We start from the raw sequence: 16862 nt of genomic DNA, 5'->3' as shown, positions 1-16862 counted from the left end.
ACACGCCGATGATGAAAGCCCCCAGCTGATCGCTTCAAAGCTCATCAGAACTGCCATTCAAATCCGCCCGATGCACGGTAGTCAGTCCCCCTCGTGCCGCCCCAGGCCTCAATGCCACCTCGCACATACACCTTGTACGAACTGCTGTTGATGTTGGCGATCGTGTAATCCAGACCGCCTTCAACCAGCACGCCGTTGGTGTCTTCATTGATGGAGTCGATGTTCACCGTGTCATCGGTGAATCGATAGCCGATCTTCTGATTGCTCAGATTGCCGCTCCAGTCACCCAGCCAACCCACGCGCAATGAGGGGACCAGTTCGCTGGTGTCGCCTGTCTTGATCGGATAGGCAAACTTGATCGCCAAATCCGTCTGCAGATACGTCGTGGAACGGTCTTTGTAGGTGAGATTCAGATCACCTGATCCGCTCTCGGTAAAGCGGTTTTCATTGTTGAAACTCCAGGTCGATGTGAACTGGGGTTCAATCAGCAAATCACCAGCTTCAAATGGCGCTCCCACGCGGAATGCCAAGCCATAACTAGTGGCACTCTTGCTTCCGGATGCTGTGTCATCACCGAGCTGGCTGGTGATTTCAACAATGTCGCGCTTTTGATTGCCGCTGAATCCAGTAGCGCTGAACAGACCCTGCACATAGAAGTTATCGGTCCAATAGTCGGCACGCACACCACCACCCCAGCCATCGGAATTCCAGGAGCCACCACCTGCCAGAGCACCCTGCTGAATCAGATTTATGTTTCCGTAGTTCACAAACGCACCAACCTGGAACGACTCCGAAACAGAGACGTCTACACCCAGCACGCCGCCGCCGGAATTCACGTAGTAGGGGTTATGGAAATTATCATTGGAGCTGTCGCGATCATTTCTCAGTTGGTTTTGCCAGGGGCTTTGCAAGGAGCCCAGTAGTTGCCAACCCTGTGGATTGTTGTACAGCCAATCATCTTGGCTGACGTTCGTGCCATGCCCTCATCGTTGTAAATGACATAGGAATTTTTATGAGCAGCTTCATGCATGATTTCGTGTCCATGATGCATATGCGGCATTTTCATTTTTGGTCCCCAGATGTTGACGCGACTCATGCTGAGAGGACCCGCCGTTACAAGCCCCATGGTGTTGTAACCAACAGAAAAAAGCCCCATTCCGATTACCGAAGCTGTTATAGCGCCCATTGATACAACCCCTAGTCCAATGATTCCCATGGGGATGATCCCGATGCAGAGCACCCCCATCGGCGCAATGCCAATGGAGATGATTCCCATGGGAGCAATTCCGACAGCGACAAGTTTGTCTTTTGAACCTCGTTTTTTTGGGGAACCTTGAGCGACTGACTCTTTTTCTTTCTCCATTGCCCCGATGAATAGTCTTGAATCAGTCTGGGCGTCTCATAAAAATTTTTCCATCGAAGTTGATTTAATGTGACTTGAGAGTGAGATCATTGGTAAAAATTGCTACTTAAAAATATCGGGCATTCTCAAAATTGTTTTTTCCTTCCCTCGCTTTGCACAAGCGAGGCCATGCTTTTGAGTCTGCGTATTCCAGGTTGCCCTGTTTTCAAAAACAGCAGTTAAACAAGCGCTGTTACTTATCATTCTGATGATCAGAGTGTATCTTAAGACACAAACACCTCTTGAATGGCTGGATTCAAAAGGGTTTGCTATAAGGCAAATATGTAAGTTTTAAAAAGAATGACTCGTTGCCTGAGAGCTGTATTGTTTTTTGCAGCTGTAACTGTATGTTCTACCAATCTGCCGGTTTCAGCTCAGACTAAAACAATTTCAGAGTGCTCTGACTTCTTGAAAAAAAAGAGGATTTGAAGTGACTCAACAGGATACTATCAAAGATACGCTTTTTGAGGGTGTCTATGAGTTCACTGCAATAAAGAAAAATGAAAAATGGAAGTTTAAAACGGATGAAAGTTGCAAGATTTTATACGAGCATAGGGTCTACTGACCAACGTTGTCTTGCCTGAAGGAAAAGCCCCGCTAAGAAGAGCAGGGCTTTGTGGCGTGAGGAGTCAGGCCATCAACGGCAATCACAGCAATGACCATCGGCGCATGGCTCGTAGCAGAAGGCTTTGCCGTCGCGTTTATCAACGTGATGATCTGATGGCTGTCATGGAAGATTCCGCCGGTGATCTCCAACGCAGCGGAAACTTCCAGGTCTGATACTTAGTTGAGAAGCCTTAGGCCATTGAAGCAAGGCTGAAAGCAATACAAGACCCTTGAAGGGAAAAGCAGGGCGGTCTAGTTGTGCTGATCCATCTCACGACAAAATAAATCACACCAATCACGCTTTGCAAAGTGCGGGGTTTTTTATTGGCAGTCGATGAGAACAATTGCGATGACAGGCGCTACCAGATAAATCTCGGCATCATGCGTCGACTGACGCCTGATCCATGCTTCGCAGCCTTTCCATGAGACTGCTGGCTTCTGCTGTTGCCATTGCCTCAATCCCTTCGAAGGTAAAGGACGACAGTGCTGAGGATCTGGGTAATGCGATGAGCATCAGCCTCAAGGATGTGGTCAAACCCACCTTTGGTTTCCAGGGCGCATTGCAACGTGCCGGCACCCTCAATCAGGCTGGAATAGGCGGCTTCTTGTCCCTCTCTGTTGTCGATAACAGCATTTGGTTCGTCGATGTCCTGATCATCGCCAACTTCGCTAACAGTATGGGCGATAGCAGCATCAACAACACCGATGTAGCGGGCACCACCGTCAGCACGTCTACCCGGCTTGGTTATCGCTGGCTGAATAGTGACCGCACTTGGATGTATGGGCTCAATGAGGGCTGTGACAGCCGACCGATGGCTACTAGCGGAACCGATACCGGCATCAATGTGACGTGGTTTAACTGTATTCAATCAATGTTTTCAACTCATGATCGGCTTCACAGCCCAACAGCCTGAATGAGCCATGTTCACAACAGGCTGAAGCCTGGTTGACAGGCCATAAACGCCGAATAAAATTTGTGAAATAATTATGTGAAATGAAAAAAGTTCTTTCCATCGCCTCACTCGGCTTAGCTTCTGTCTGTTTCCAAACTGCATCTGCTGAAGGTGTTGAAAGCCTCAAGCCTCTGTTGTTATCAGAGTCTGCAAAAGCAGCGTTGATTGTCGCTCAAGCTGATGATTCACAAAGCTCAGGCGATTTGAGCAGTGAAGATGACCCAGATCAACGGGTGGATGGCTTCTATTTCCCCCTTGCTATCGGCGGACAGCAGTTTTCGGGATTTGGTCTTAGCAACACGATCAATGGAGAGGATTACAGCGGTTCTTTGAATTCAGATTTTGGGTTTTCGGGCGAAACAGGCATTGGTTACAAATTCGGTGATTTCAGAACTGAATTGCTCTACGGATATACCGATATACCTGGTGCTGACATGATCTTTAATGGTGATCCAAGCGTTCGAAATATCAAAGCCAGCAATTCCAATATGCAGACATTGACCTTTGGATTACTTTACGACATCAATACCAATTCCAGATGGACTCCCTATGTGGGCGGAACGATCGGTGCCGGATGGCTTACCCTGGGAGGGATGAACTTCGATGTGGGCAATGTTGCATATTCCACGAAGCAGGAGACGCAAGCTGCAATTGTTTACGGCGGCAAGGCTGGGTTATCTTATAGGGTTTCTAAGGCTTGGGATGTATATATCGAAGGTGCTTATCAGCGAACGGGTGATTACAACTTTGAGCTAGAAGCCAAAGGTGAAAACAGGAGAGTCGTTGAAAAAGATGAAATGGTCGAAGAGGAGGTAAAAGTGGAAGAAAAATCAACTATTGAAGTAAATAAAATTGTAACATCAACTGTAGAAGAAACTGTCACCAAGGAAGTCAAAGAGACAACCGAAGTGGAGAGATTTATGCCTGATAATCCTGCAAGAACAATTATCGGTGAGGGTGGAATTACGATTGAATACTGCAAGGACGAGGCTCGGTTTAATAACTTTAAAAACTTCCCTTGGTGCTTTAATGAATACACGTTTACTGCCATCACCCCCGAAACATTTAAGCAGACAAAAACCATTAGAACTCTTATTAGAGAGCCAAAAACTGTTACCAAAGATACCTTCGTAGAGAAAGAAACTATTGTCAAAAAGGACTCTGTTGTTTTGTCTGAGCCTAATTTCAGCGACTTGGATTTTGGTCCTGGCGACGGATGGAGCGTCAAATTTGGTTTCCGTTGGTTTTTTAATCAGCCTGCCGATGATCCTTTTGTTGCAGCAGAACCTGGGGAGCCAGCTCCTGAGCCTGTGATTCAAGAAGAGCAAGTGCCAGTCAGAGGACTGTGGTGATTGAGATCAAGAACAACTGAAGAACAATCCCGTGATTAGAAGCGTATTAATTGAAATCGTAGCTACGTAATCACCTTAAGGGGGGAGGCCCCTGTTGTGAAAAGTTGAGACACACATCCAAAGTTGTGACTATTTTAGTGGTGAGAGTGGAGGTTATTGCGAGGTTAGGTGAATTAATAATGTCGGACAGTCTGACGCCTATGGCTGTGAGATATACAACACCCGCAAGAGAAAAGTGGGGAGCGTCTTTGTCACTATGGATCTACTGACTGAATATTCACTAGCCCTGCCACAAGCGGAGTTTTTTATTGCCTTCTCAATTGCAGCAAAGCTGAAACCGCTTACTGCAGCAGTCAGCAGCAACATACGCAGTGCACCATTAATTCAACTCAAACGCCCCCCGATGCTCTGCAACCTCTCGATTGTGTTACTGGCATCACCTCTTTCAAATGCATTCGTTCAGGCACAGCCTGTCCAGGCAACCATCTCCTGCGCAGCTCCCGTAACAGGTCAATATCTGATCGTTAGTCAGGGTCTGCGTGGTCAGCAACCAATGTGCAGCCTCCAACTGGAAACATGGTTACCCAATAGGTCCGTCAGCTGAATCCGTTTTTTGCGGGTTGGTCGCAGCTACAGCGAAACGAAATACGAAGGAAGCTGGGAGTCAGAAAGCGAGTGTGAACTGACCGTGACCAGAGATCAAGAAGGACAAGAAAGCAAGGTTTTGCTCACCGCACAGGGGCTGCCTCGATTCGGACTCAGCAATTAAATTGGCGAGGTTATGAAAGAAAAATGGATGGCGCAGCCGGATCGCCACTGTGAACCAGAGAGCATGAACGGCAGCTTCCTGAGCTTGCAAAAAGGTAGCAGCTTTGCTGCTTCGTCATGGAAGGCCAATGCCTTGATTCAGCGGGAGAGCTAGACCGAATGGCAGAAGGTTGATCTCGCGTTCTCCTCATACGACGGCGCTGGTGGGGTGGCTGGTTATCAGAGCCGATTCATTCAGGATGAAAATTGCATCGGTCGGATTCGTCAACAGGATGATCGGGGTATGACCTACGCCTATACCGCGATACTGCGCTCAGATGGATCAGGCTATGTCTATCTGCAAACTAAAGGTGATGACCTGACCGTTGCTTTGGTTGAAAAGTCGGCGTCTTAACTCTGTATGCGCTGCCCAATTGATGCCTATGCGCCTTATCGGCGAGCGATGCTGAATTTGATCAGAACTGCCATTCAAATCCGCCCGATGCACGGTAGTCAGTCCCCCTCGTGCCGCCCCAGGCCTCAATGCCACCTCGCACATACACCTTGTACGAACTGCTGTTGATGTTGGCGATCGTGTAATCCAGACCGCCTTCAACCAGCACGCCGTTGGTGTCTTCATTGATGGAGTCGATGTTCACCGTGTCATCGGTGAATCGATAGCCGATCTTCTGATTGCTCAGATTGCCGCTCCAGTCACCCAGCCAACCCACGCGCAATGAGGGGACCAGTTCGCTGGTGTCGCCTGTCTTGATCGGATAGGCAAACTTGATCGCCAAATCCGTCTGCAGATACGTCGTGGAACGGTCTTTGTAGGTGAGATTCAGATCACCTGATCCGCTCTCGGTAAAGCGGTTTTCATTGTTGAAACTCCAGGTCGATGTGAACTGGGGTTCAATCAGCAAATCACCAGCTTCAAATGGCGCTCCCACGCGGAATGCCAAGCCATAACTAGTGGCACTCTTGCTTCCGGATGCTGTGTCATCACCGAGCTGGCTGGTGATTTCAACAATGTCGCGCTTTTGATTGCCGCTGAATCCAGTAGCGCTGAACAGACCCTGCACATAGAAGTTATCGGTCCAATAGTCGGCACGCACACCACCACCCCAGCCATCGGAATTCCAGGAGCCACCACCTGCCAGAGCACCCTGCTGAATCAGATTTATGTTTCCGTAGTTCACAAACGCACCAACCTGGAACGACTCCGAAACAGAGACGTCTACACCCAGCACGCCGCCGCCGGAATTGACGTAGTAGGGGTTATGGAAATTATCATTGGAGCTGTCGCGATCATCGCCGCCAAAGGCGCGGAACCAGGCGCGGACTCCGTCACGCCGCGCGTACTGCGCTGTCAGCGATGGATCCTCAACAAACCCTGCTGCTTCAAGCCGCTCAACCGTCGTGCTCTCCTCCACCACAACATCTGTATTTTGAGCAATGGCACGATCCAAAGCCTGCTGAGCATCCTGATCACTCAGCTCACCGCTCTTGCTCCACAACCCGCGCACAGGAGGAGCGGGATCTTCCTCAATCACCTCCTCTTCTTCTACAACCGTTTCTTCAATCACCACGGGATCAAACTGACGCAATGGCAGGCGCTCAAACAGCGTGTCAGCCAAGAGATTGTTATAAGTAGCCATTCCACGGCTAGGTCCATCAATATTGCGTGGGGCTAAACCAGAAATAGTCAGCCGGGAAAGCGTGCCGTAACCAATAATTGGAAGGTCTAACTCTTTAAGAATGTCATCAAGGATGACTTTCAAAATGTCATGTCCAGGACGACCTGGCTTAATCTCATGGTGATGCGGATCATCTCCAGGAGCTACAGGCTTATCGCAGCTGTCATCCTTCAGACAATCCAAGATATCTGCATGATGCTTCTGCTCGACGACAAGCTGTAAACTCCCTTCTTTCAGGAAGACATCGTAAATAGCACTGCCTTTAATACCATTCTTAATTCCAATACCAGTAAATCTTTCAGGTGCCATATTGTCATACTCAAGTACTGATTTTGCAGCCAGCTCATTCATCTCGCCCTGACTAGCCGCAGGCGCGTCAATCACTGTGTAGGTTCCCTCCGGATCAGCTTGATCAGCAGACTTAATCAGCAATGAACCACCTTGATAGTCAAAGCTGTCAGCAGTCAGCGGCGCTGAATTTTTGCTTTCAAGGCTGGCAACAATCTGGCCACCTTCCATCACAAAATTTTCAAAGGTTGCATGCTCAGAGTCAAGAATTTCCATGACGCCACCCTTGAGCGTCATTGTTTCAATTCCAGAATCCTTGAAATTACCGTCGTAATCCCATGTACCACTGGTCTGCTCGGCAGATTCAAAATTGATAATTTTAGCTGCCCTAAATGGGTGGAGCTTGTTATCGGAAGACCCGAATTTAATTAAATCGTCTCCAGCACCACCATCGAGTACTCCAGATAAAGTCAGATTGGAATTAGTCGTAAAAATATCGTCACCTGCTTTTAAGTCAATGTTTGCTGAAGTCGTGATTTCGATCGTTCCATCATTAGTGAAATCATTGGCGGCGTCGGTTCCAGACAGAGAATCCACTTTAATCGCACCACTATTGTTCAACTTCGCTAAGGTGAGCTTACCATTAGAAATATTGGCATTTTTGTCGACGGAAAGGTTCGCTATCTCCTGTGACGTCGTCCCAAAATCAATCGTGCCAGACTTTGCTGTTGTTTTGCCTTGAAGCTGTAAAGCGTTTTTACCAGAGATTGATAACGTGCCAGATCCATCTTTCGTGAAATTACCTTTTCCTGAGATCTTGCCAGTGAAAGTTGTTGGATTGTTATTGGCACCGGCAGTGAGCGTAATGTCGTCAGCCAAGACAACCGAGCCAGCACCAGCAATGGAGCCGATAGTGTCTATAGATTTAACGTCGTAGGTTGCTCCACTCGAAACAATAACAGCCGTTGAATCACTCAATGTGCCTGTCACCTGCAATACACCTTGATTAATCGACGTCGCCCCTAAGTAATAGTTATTGCCAGATAATGTTAAAGTTCCACTACCCGTTTTTGCAAAACCACCAGTTCCTTGGCTGCTTGGATATCCTTGGATAATGCCAGAAAAAGTTGTGGATGAATTATTAGCACCTACTTTCAATGTGATGTCGTCATCTAAGAAAATAAATCCTGTTCCTGCAATCGATCCAATGGTATCAGTTGATTTAACATCATAAATCGCATCCCCAACAATCACATCCGTTTCATGACTTAAAGATCCTCGCACCTCCAAGGTTCCACTATCAATCGAGGTGTCGCCGGTGAAGGTATTAGCTCCAGACAAGACTAAAGTCGCATTACCAGTCTTTGTGAAACTGCCTTGCCCAGAAATTACACCAGAAAACCCAGAATCGATAGAATTTTCATCTGATGCGCCGACAGACAAAGTCTTGCTTGCATTAAATAGTTTAATTCTTCCCGCACCTGATATTAGACCGATCGTATCATCAGAATCAGCAAAATAATCAGAACCTTCGGCAATAATCACAGAAGCCTTATCATTCAATTTAGCTTGATCTTTTACTTTAAGTTTTGCGCCTTTTTCAATAGTAATTGTCGGTGTTCCAGCCAAACTACCTGAATCTTCAACACTTAGTTCACCTTTTAATATTCTAGTAGGACCGGTGAAGGTGTTGGAACCTGAGAGAGCGAGACTTCCTTCACCAGTTTTTAAAATTCCACCACTACCGGAGATGCTCCCCGTGATTCGTGGCTTTATTGAAACTTTTCCTTCTTGGTCAATCAAAGATTCATGCACAAAAAGCTTCAAGGCCCCATTGTTTTCACCTCGTTCAGAAACAATTTCTGATTCAATTTTAACATTTTTCCCGGCAAAGTTAATCCTTCCATTGTTAGAAGTAACACGAGTAGTGATTTGGATATTATCACCTTTAAGCTTTAAAGTTGCGTTGTCATCAATCTGTATCTTTCCAGTCGGCTTGGCAATTTTATCTTCAATGACTAATCTTCCCACCGTTATACGAGTAAGTCCTGTGAATAGATTTTCGCCATAAAGTCTAGTATCACCAGAGCCCGTGAAGTTCATATTACCGTCACCACGCAATTTTCCATAAAACTTAGGATGTGTCCCAAAATTATCAATTTTATTATCATAAAGTTCAAATATAGGGAAAAAAATTGAACCCACTGTTTCGCCTAATCTGATATCAAAACCACCTCCATCTTCACCGTACCAAAATTGGTTCTCATAACCCTCAAAACTTAGTGTCCCGCCACTAAATATAGGAAAGGCTTTACCCTTTGATTCGCCCTCAAAAAACCACTCCACATCGTCATACTTCACGATACAACCCTTACTGATGGCATTACACGCCATGGCTTTTGGCGAAAGTGCCAACGAAACAACCACGCCAGCCGAAAAAATTGAAGCTGCCGTCGCTAGAAAGGAAACGCCTGAACGACTGAAAAGGTCAGAAGCACTTTCAAACTTGTCAGCCATGAGAACAAAAATATGTAGTCGCAAACTAGGCATTAATCAAACACCTTGCATGATTCTTGCGAGACTCATAAAAAGACAAGCAGGTAATCCTATTGCGGCAAAGCCATTGCAGCAAGCAGTGATCAGGCGCAACAATCAAGAACTAAAACTCATTAATTTTTAGCAAAAGAAAATCAATGTATACATCCCTTCCCTGAAAGCCGCACCAAAACGTTTAAAGCAAAGACAAGGTTCTAAAAAACTAACGAGATGCTCGAGGAATCACTGGCGTCTCCCATTGAGCAGGCCTCAGGCACCAACTCACGATGGTGCAGAGAGTTAATGGAAATCCCAAAATACCGTCACCAGCTTGATCAACTCGATTGTTGACCCTTAAACAATCAGCAAGAAATCATTGACAATTTCGAAACTGTTCAGAACTGGAAGGTCACACCGCCGCTGGCTCTCCACTTCGTTCCACGATCACCACCCCACAACTCTGCGCCACCTCTGAGATAACCCTTCACCGTTGTTCCCTCGATCTTGGCCACGTTGTAATCAACACCCGCTTCGATCAACGCGCCATTCACATCCTCCTGGTTGGATCCAACGGCATAGGTCTTATCCGTGAAATCAAATCCAATCGTTTGATCTTCATTGCCCTGATTCCAATCTCCAAGCCAGGCCAGCTTCACGCTGGGGGTGAACAAACCAGTCTCACCGGTCTTGATCGGCCAGGCAAACTTCACGCCCAGTGCAGTCTGCAGATAGTTAGTGTTGCGGCTCTTATAGGTGAGAGCCAAGCGATCATCATCGGTCGACTCAGAGAAACGATCTTCGTTATTACCGGTCCAGGTCGCCGTCAGCTGCGGTTCGATATAGGTGTTGCCACTCTGGAACGGCAAGCCAACACGCAAAGCCCCCAACATTGAGGTTGCACTCTTATCACCCTTGGCTGTCTGGTCATCAAACAGCGGGCCATAACCCTGGATATTGCGGCGCTGCTCGCCGCTGAATCCCGTTGCTCCCAGCAGACCCTGCACATAGAAGTTGTTGGTCCAGTAATCAGCGGTAACACCACCACCCCAGCCATCGGCATTCCAACCGCCACCAAGATCCTGCACGCCGTTGAACTGAGACAGGTTGATGTTTCCGTAGTTCGCATACGCTCCAAGCTGGAACGACTCACTCAAGGAGACGTCCACACCCAGAACCCCGCCAGCAGCGGAGATGTTGTATGGGTTATAGATCGTGTCTGAATCGCCATTGCTGTTACTGGACTGACCACCAAAGCCACGGAACCAGCCGCGCACGCCATCACGACCGGCATATTCAGCTGTAAGTGAACCATCTTCTAGATACGTCTTGCCATCGATCTCCACCATCAACTCATCACCTTTCAGCTCACCAGAAGGCTGCGCATCGGCCAGCACCAGCGGCCGGGAGCTCTGAGCTTCGTCGCCAACCAGACTTTCAGATTCTGAGCTGGCGACGGTTTGCTCTAAATACTCATCAGCCTGCTGATCATCAATCTCTCCGCTCTTGCTCCACAATCCGCGCACAGGCTCCGCTTCTGGAACCACCTCTGTGTCAGGAACGACAACTTCCTCCACCACAGTTTCAACCTCGGTGAACTGACGCATCGGCGTTCGCTCAAAGATCGTGTCCGTCAGCAAATTGTTGTACGTCGACAATGTCTGACCTGCACCATCAACATTGCGAGGTAAAAGACCGCGGCGTATCACATCAGTAATTTGTTCAACTGATAACAACGGGAACGGATCAACAATATCGGGAGGAAGCGGTACAACAATGTCAGGAAGGTTGATGTCGGGATTAGGCGCTCCAACCTTAATCCTCAAAGACCCTTCAATGAGAGACACATCACGCGTTAATTGATCAGGATCAACCGGGGTTCCATCCGCTTGAAACTCAACAAATTGATAATCTTTTCCGTCTGGCGAAACAAATAACAAGTAGGTATTTTTGAACATTTGACTATATTTAGCATTACTCAGATCAGCTTCTGAAAAGTCCAACACATTCCAGATGCCGTCATAGCTATCAGGAGATCCAGTCGTGACTGGCGTTAAAATATAAATATTTCCACTTTCATAAACGAACTTTCCTCCATTATCTTCGCGGTTGGCATCGACTCCTATTCGCATCGCCCAATCTTTTTTGGAGCCCAGACCAACCACCAAACCCGGGTTGACTACTGCTCCCAATCCTTGATTTGTGCCAGGATTAACAGGCTTCACGGTGGGCGTAGAAAGAGTGAAATCGCGAAAAACCGCCGTATCATCATCAGCTGCCCAAAGTTGACCTCCCTTCAGGGAGCCCGAACCAAGACTGACGCCATCCCGCAAAAAAGTGCGTCCCTCTTTCACAGTTAGATTGGCATTACTGCCCATGACAGTAGAAATCAATCCACCATTGGAAGTTATATCGCCAGACAGAAGGCCATTTTTCAGAACCGCCGTATCGGCCATCATGCTGGCCAACGTTCCAGAACCTGAGCCCCCATCCAAAACAATGCTGTCGACATCGATCTGCTGAAGATTAAGGTCAAGTGTGGCACCAGCCTTGACGGTCGTTTGGGAGACCTTCGGCAGTGCTGTGGAAGAACCGAGCTTGAGTGTTCCAGCTGAAACGACCGTTCCGCCGTCGTAATCGTTATTACCAGAAAATGTGGTCGTTCCCGTGCCCGCAAATGTCAGATCACCTCGCGATGCCGCCGGGATATGGTCTGTAAAGTCTCCAGAGAAAGTGACATCATTACCCAGATTATCGATGGTTCCTCCCTTCTTTGAAATATAGAAATCCTGGGTAAAATCCTGGCCATTTTCAATCGTCTCCAAAGTTCCTCCTTCAAAGACTGGCGCGAAAACGTCTGAGGATACCACACCGATTTCTATAGTATCATCGCCAATTGTTATTTCCTTTGTTTCATAAGAACAGAAGCGCTCGCCGACGCTATTTTCACTGCCAACTAATTGATTGGATGGTACATTTTGGTCAATGGTGTTCACTTTGCAGCCACCAAACGCTTGAATACGGTTATTGGTGCTGCCAGTCATTGTATAATAATCGGTGCCATTCCAGTAATAAAGAAGACCTTCTTTTGTTTGATTAGGATTATCAAATTGTTCAGCATCGGGTCGATTTACAGCGCTTGACGGGGGATTCGTTTGCCAATCAGAATATATAAATCCACCACCATTGTTCTGCCTGTTCAAACAAAGTGAACTGTCCTCGTTGTCCTTGCCGACGCCAGGGTTTTTAACACATAGGTCAGACACACCAAGGAGAGAGTTCTCCTCCGCGAATAATTGATAATTTTCAGAAAGTTTTTTTGCCAAACCCTCCTTATTCAACCAAGCACTGAAAAATTCACTAATTCCTTTCTCTGGCTCAACCCATTTCTTCAGAGATATGCCAAATGGCGTTTTTGAGCTAGTGGTGGTAATATAATACTCAACAGCATAGAGTTTTTCATCGTTGCCGACCAGAATTGTCTGAAATTTTTCTCTCAAAGAATATACTGCAACACTATCAGTGGCGGTATTGGCTATAGGTTTCCCTTCGCGGAATTCCTCTGCCCTGGCCCAGGCGGGCAAGAAAATCGAACAAGCAAATCCCACGCTCAGTGCAACGACCAGGCGATTCCTCTTCGGCGCCATTCTTGAAACAATCATCTGGATGAATATTCTGGCTGTCTTTATCAGAATTTCAACCAAAAGCAACAGCAGGTCGGTATCGCTGATGAATCACCTCTACCGGAGCAATCTTTGCGTCAAGGCTTCACTGCCAGCATTCTCAGCACCAGGCCTCGGTGCAACTCCAACGAATAAAGCGTGAATAGTCTCAGCATCACACCCATCAGGCTTGGCAGCGGCAAGGCGTTGGTCAGAAAGCCAAACCAGTCTTCCTGCAGCATTGAGAAAAATGTCGCGATACGGCGACCGAGCAGAGCCCCATCATCTAACTCGATAACGGATGCACCATGCTCGTTGAAGCACCGGAGGCAAGAACAAATTGGCTGCAGGTTGGCGCAGCATCAGCCATGCAAAACCATCCAATGGGTTACTGGAATTACAACAGCGTCATGATCCCATTTGAGCATAAATTGCTCATCAGCCTCGTTCCGCACCAGGGATCAACTGCCACTCGGTATGCGTTGCCCAAACCCCCCAGATGGCCATCGCGCGCAGGTAATGACAGGCACGGAAGGTATTGACCGCAGTGATCGCTTCCGGCGTACGGAACTGCAGCCCGCCTGAATACACCTGATTGACCACCGCTAAGCAAATCGCTTTCGCTGTTTGCGCTTCGCCCATCAGCTGGAAATAACTGGCAATGCCGAAGTTGATGCCGGTCCACACCTCAAGAGGATGGGTGCCGTTGGGGTCCAATGGTGTGCCATCACGGCGCAGCCCATTGGCCACACCCAGGGTTCCTGCTTCGAAGTTGTCAAAACAGGCTTCCTTCACCGCCTTGAGCGTGCTGCGGCTGTTGGCTTCACTCACCACAGGCTCCAGGCCAAGCAAGCGGGCATAGAAATCACCGCAGAGCTGATCGGCCATCACCACCGGCGTGCCGCTTTCAGCATCGATGTCGTAAAACTCGCCGTTCCAGAGCAGCTTGTCGAAATTACTGCGTGATTGCTCCAGCCAGGCGCCGAACTCATGCTGCTCGGAGGACGTCTCCAATCCGGTTTTGAGCTGCAGCGTCTGAGCGATCGCCAACGCCGCCTCCAATGCAGCGATCCAGAGAGCACCGCAATAGGCACTCACACCCTTCAAAGGCCAGTCATCGAAGGTCTGATCCGGCGCTCCTCCGTTATCGGGAAGGCCATCGTTGTTCACATCGAAGCTTTTCAGGTAGCGCAGCGCTTCAACGGCAGCTGGCCAGCACTCAGCCAGAAAACTCAGATCTTCGCCGCTGGGGGCCAGCTTGTAGGTGCGCCACACCTGCAGCACGAAATCACTGCCGAGATCTTTCCAGAGGTTGCAGTCTTGATAGGCGGTGTAGTTGGTGGCATCCCAGGGCTGCTCATTGGGCGCACCGAGATCATGCGGGGTTGCCCCCTTCACCTTGCGATCAGCTTCCACCCGGCCCTTGCCCTGGGTGAAATACCAGCCGATCGGCCGCTGGGTGGCATCCGCAGCAGGGATGGCCTGCGCAAAGCTGCGCAACACCGATTTATCCAGCTCCGGCCAAAGCTGCAGCAAAGCAAAGGAGCCATAGAGGCGCACATCCAGGCTTTCATACCAGGCGTAGTCGAGGCATTCGAGTACGCCGAACCGGCCGTGGGGATCCTCCGCTGATGCCGCACTCCAGAGGCTGCCGCCACTGCAGAGGTCGTAGAGCTCATTGAACAGCGCCATCTGCAATGGCTCAGGCAGCTCACTGCGCTGCAGCACCGGCTGCTGCCAGGCGTCGATCTGATCCCTCCACTGCTTCCAGTCGCGCAGCGCTTCGGCGGCAATCGCCGCGGCCTGGTTGCCACCAGTGCCAAAGAAATCGGTGTAACGACGCAGAGCTTTGCAGCCGGTTGCAAAGGCCGTCACCGGCAGATCCCAGCTGATCACCACGGGGATCTCGATGCTCTCCCCGGGAGCCAGCTGACAGCGAACCGCCAGGGCGGCACTGAGTGGATCATCGCTGCCGCTGCGGCGATCATTGTTGCTGTTGGGGATCGAGCCGTCAGAACTGAAGCTCTCCCAGAGCTCGCTGCCATCCCCGGCAGGGTTCCAGCGGCTGCAGCGTTGAATGCTCACGCCAGGTTGCTCGACTGTTGCAATGCACCACTGGCCTTCGCCTTCAGCGATCGGAGCGGAGACATTGCCCTCAAGCAGCAGTCCCCGCAGCGTGCCATCGTCGACATATTGGTTGTGTTGACCCTCGGTGCGACCGATCGCCGGGGCGTAGTTGTGCTCCGGGCTGCCGTCATCGCGGAAATGCACTTCAGCCGAGGCATCGGTGTTGGTGAACCAACCACAGCTGTTGCGCCAGCTCAGCATCAGTGAAAGATCGAGCGGTTGTTTGGTGGGGTTGCTCAAGGTCCACACGAACACAGCCACCGGATAACTGGTGCGCTGGTAATCGCCGGGAAGAATCGGGCTGAAGGCTTCACAACGCACATCAGCGTCGTAAACGCCGTCGTAGTGCGTCCAGCTGAGCGGGTAGCGGGCGGCATAGGTGCCGGTGATTCGTTCTTCGGTGCTTGCGGGATACCAGTCCCAGGCCTGAAGTGGTTCACCGGCGTCGGGGCGAGAAGCATCCGCCTGCGGCTTCACCGCCATGGCATGGGCACGTTTGTTAATGCCGTTGTTTTCAAACAGAGCGAACTGACAGTCGGGAAGCACGCCGAACCAGTGCTCACCGCCATCGAGATGCCAGAGATTGATATTGCCATCGGGAGCCCGACCAAAACAGCCAGCCCCGAAGCCGCCCAGCGGCATGCCGTGATTGGGGCCGTCATCGAGATTGCTGGCATAACGGACCGAATAGGGCTGCTCCCAACCCAGACCGAAGGGCCGGCTCCAGCTGGCCTGCGGTGCACTCCAGACTTCAGGGCGGGGACGCCGGCGCAACAGCGAACGCAGTGCAGTCAGTCCAAACCGAGCCATGGAAAGGCGAAAAGTCGACCCAGCCTGCCAGACCTCAACGGTCTGTGCTCATCGCCAGATCGAATTGGCTCAGATCTCCCTGGAGGGCATCGCCTGTTCAGCGTCGAGCAGGGCATCAAGAGTTACGGCCGTGCGCACAATCGATTGATAGTGCTGCAACACACGCCGATTGCGGTCCAACCAGCGGGCCGCCTGCGCAGGGCCTTCAGCAGAAGCGGAGCCAGTGAATCCGCTGGGGCATTCGGCATCCATCAGTTCCAGATCCTCCTGACGGGCGATCAGTGCCAGCAGCAGCTCATGCAGTCGCTGACGGCGTTCCGCCTGTGCATCATTCCCAGTCACGGCCGCAACGGTTGCGTTCATAGTCCTCCCGCAAATCACGGTAGTTGCGGGTCTGGCGCGAGAGCAATGCGCTGGCTTCCTCAGCCTGAGCCTTGTTGTCTCCCGACTGTTGCGAAGCCGCGATCAGCATCCGGTTGCGAGCCATTGATGCACCGAGGGTGTTCATCAGGCGTTTGATCAGACTGCAATCCTCCAGAGCCCGAGCCGGAGCGGTTGCCATCAGTGACAGCACCAATGCAACAACAACAGGGCGGATCATGGCAGTTCATCAATCGATGGCGTCAAGGTACCGCCAACAGTGCCGGTTGATCCCGATCAGGCAGATGCGCGGCCTGACAATCGAT

At 49.9% G+C, this 16862-nt stretch carries 11 protein-coding genes; 4 read left to right on the top strand and 7 right to left on the bottom strand.

Going from position 1 to position 16862, the window contains the following annotated elements:
• Positions 1-44: 44 nt before the first annotated feature.
• Together SIB56_RS01110 and SIB56_RS01105 are read right to left on the bottom strand one after the other, a co-directional pair.
• Positions 45-911, bottom strand: coding sequence for an autotransporter outer membrane beta-barrel domain-containing protein (locus tag SIB56_RS01110; protein WP_413324736.1), 867 nt, complete (start codon positions 909-911; stop codon positions 45-47).
• Entirely contained in the window at positions 884-1363 is a 480-nt protein-coding gene (locus SIB56_RS01105; RefSeq protein ID WP_413324735.1) for a hypothetical protein, read from the bottom strand. The genes SIB56_RS01110 and SIB56_RS01105 overlap by 28 nt, the downstream gene beginning before the upstream one ends.
• A gap of 1049 nt (positions 1364-2412) precedes the next feature.
• Here SIB56_RS01105 and SIB56_RS01100 point away from each other — a divergent pair.
• From SIB56_RS01100 to SIB56_RS01085, 4 genes are all read left to right on the top strand, one after another.
• A complete protein-coding gene (locus tag SIB56_RS01100) occupies positions 2413-2922 on the top strand; it encodes a hypothetical protein (protein ID WP_413324734.1) in 510 nt (169 codons plus the stop codon).
• A gap of 80 nt (positions 2923-3002) precedes the next feature.
• On the top strand, positions 3003-4313 hold the full coding sequence (locus SIB56_RS01095; protein WP_413324733.1) for an outer membrane protein: 1311 nt from the start codon (positions 3003-3005) through the stop codon (positions 4311-4313).
• Positions 4314-4569: 256 nt separating this feature from the next.
• Positions 4570-4917 carry a hypothetical protein gene (locus tag SIB56_RS01090; protein WP_413324732.1) on the top strand — a complete coding sequence of 116 codons (348 nt, stop codon included), beginning with the start codon at positions 4570-4572 and terminating at the stop codon, positions 4915-4917.
• Positions 4918-5289: 372 nt separating this feature from the next.
• Positions 5290-5475, top strand: a complete 186-nt coding sequence (locus SIB56_RS01085; protein WP_413324731.1) for a hypothetical protein — start codon at positions 5290-5292, stop codon at positions 5473-5475.
• Positions 5476-5536: 61 nt separating this feature from the next.
• On the opposite strand, the gene SIB56_RS01080 is transcribed toward SIB56_RS01085, so the two are convergent.
• The 5 genes from SIB56_RS01080 to SIB56_RS01060 all read right to left on the bottom strand — a co-directional run bounded on the left by SIB56_RS01080 (position 5537) and on the right by SIB56_RS01060 (position 16777).
• Positions 5537-9562, bottom strand: coding sequence for an autotransporter-associated beta strand repeat-containing protein (locus SIB56_RS01080; protein ID WP_413324730.1), 4026 nt, complete (start codon positions 9560-9562; stop codon positions 5537-5539).
• A 413-nt stretch (positions 9563-9975) separates the two neighbouring features.
• A complete protein-coding gene (locus SIB56_RS01075; protein WP_413324729.1) occupies positions 9976-13239 on the bottom strand; it encodes an autotransporter domain-containing protein in 3264 nt (1087 codons plus the stop codon).
• 438 nt (positions 13240-13677) lie between these two features.
• Complete coding sequence (locus SIB56_RS01070; protein ID WP_413324728.1) at positions 13678-16176, bottom strand: GH116 family glycosyl hydrolase; 2499 nt, start codon at positions 16174-16176, stop codon at positions 13678-13680.
• 69 nt (positions 16177-16245) lie between these two features.
• Positions 16246-16539: a hypothetical protein gene (locus SIB56_RS01065; RefSeq protein ID WP_413324727.1), complete on the bottom strand. Its 294-nt coding sequence runs from the start codon at positions 16537-16539 to the stop codon at positions 16246-16248.
• Complete coding sequence (locus tag SIB56_RS01060; protein WP_413324726.1) at positions 16505-16777, bottom strand: hypothetical protein; 273 nt, start codon at positions 16775-16777, stop codon at positions 16505-16507. The genes SIB56_RS01065 and SIB56_RS01060 overlap by 35 nt, the downstream gene beginning before the upstream one ends.
• Between the last annotated feature and the right edge of the window lie 85 nt (positions 16778-16862).

The organism is Synechococcus sp. MIT S9503, assembly GCF_047304175.1.
GTDB lineage: Bacteria > Cyanobacteriota > Cyanobacteriia > PCC-6307 > Cyanobiaceae > Synechococcus_C.
The sequence above is the reverse complement of the archived record's forward strand: the minus strand, read 5'-3'. Positions and strand labels throughout refer to the sequence as shown.

Excerpts from the sequence above, each read along its gene's own strand:
- SIB56_RS01105 (WP_413324735.1), bottom strand. The coding sequence starts at position 1,363 with ATGGAGAAAGAAAAAGAGTCAGTCGCTCAAGGTTCCCCAAAAAAACGA.
- SIB56_RS01100 (WP_413324734.1), top strand. The coding sequence starts at position 2,413 with ATGCTTCGCAGCCTTTCCATGAGACTGCTGGCTTCTGCTGTTGCCATT.
- SIB56_RS01095 (WP_413324733.1), top strand. The coding sequence starts at position 3,003 with ATGAAAAAAGTTCTTTCCATCGCCTCACTCGGCTTAGCTTCTGTCTGT.
- SIB56_RS01090 (WP_413324732.1), top strand. The coding sequence starts at position 4,570 with ATGGATCTACTGACTGAATATTCACTAGCCCTGCCACAAGCGGAGTTT.
- SIB56_RS01080 (WP_413324730.1), bottom strand. The coding sequence starts at position 9,562 with ATGGCTGACAAGTTTGAAAGTGCTTCTGACCTTTTCAGTCGTTCAGGC.
- SIB56_RS01075 (WP_413324729.1), bottom strand. The coding sequence starts at position 13,239 with ATGATTGTTTCAAGAATGGCGCCGAAGAGGAATCGCCTGGTCGTTGCA.
- SIB56_RS01070 (WP_413324728.1), bottom strand. The coding sequence starts at position 16,176 with ATGGCTCGGTTTGGACTGACTGCACTGCGTTCGCTGTTGCGCCGGCGT.
- SIB56_RS01065 (WP_413324727.1), bottom strand. The coding sequence starts at position 16,539 with ATGAACGCAACCGTTGCGGCCGTGACTGGGAATGATGCACAGGCGGAA.
- SIB56_RS01060 (WP_413324726.1), bottom strand. The coding sequence starts at position 16,777 with ATGATCCGCCCTGTTGTTGTTGCATTGGTGCTGTCACTGATGGCAACC.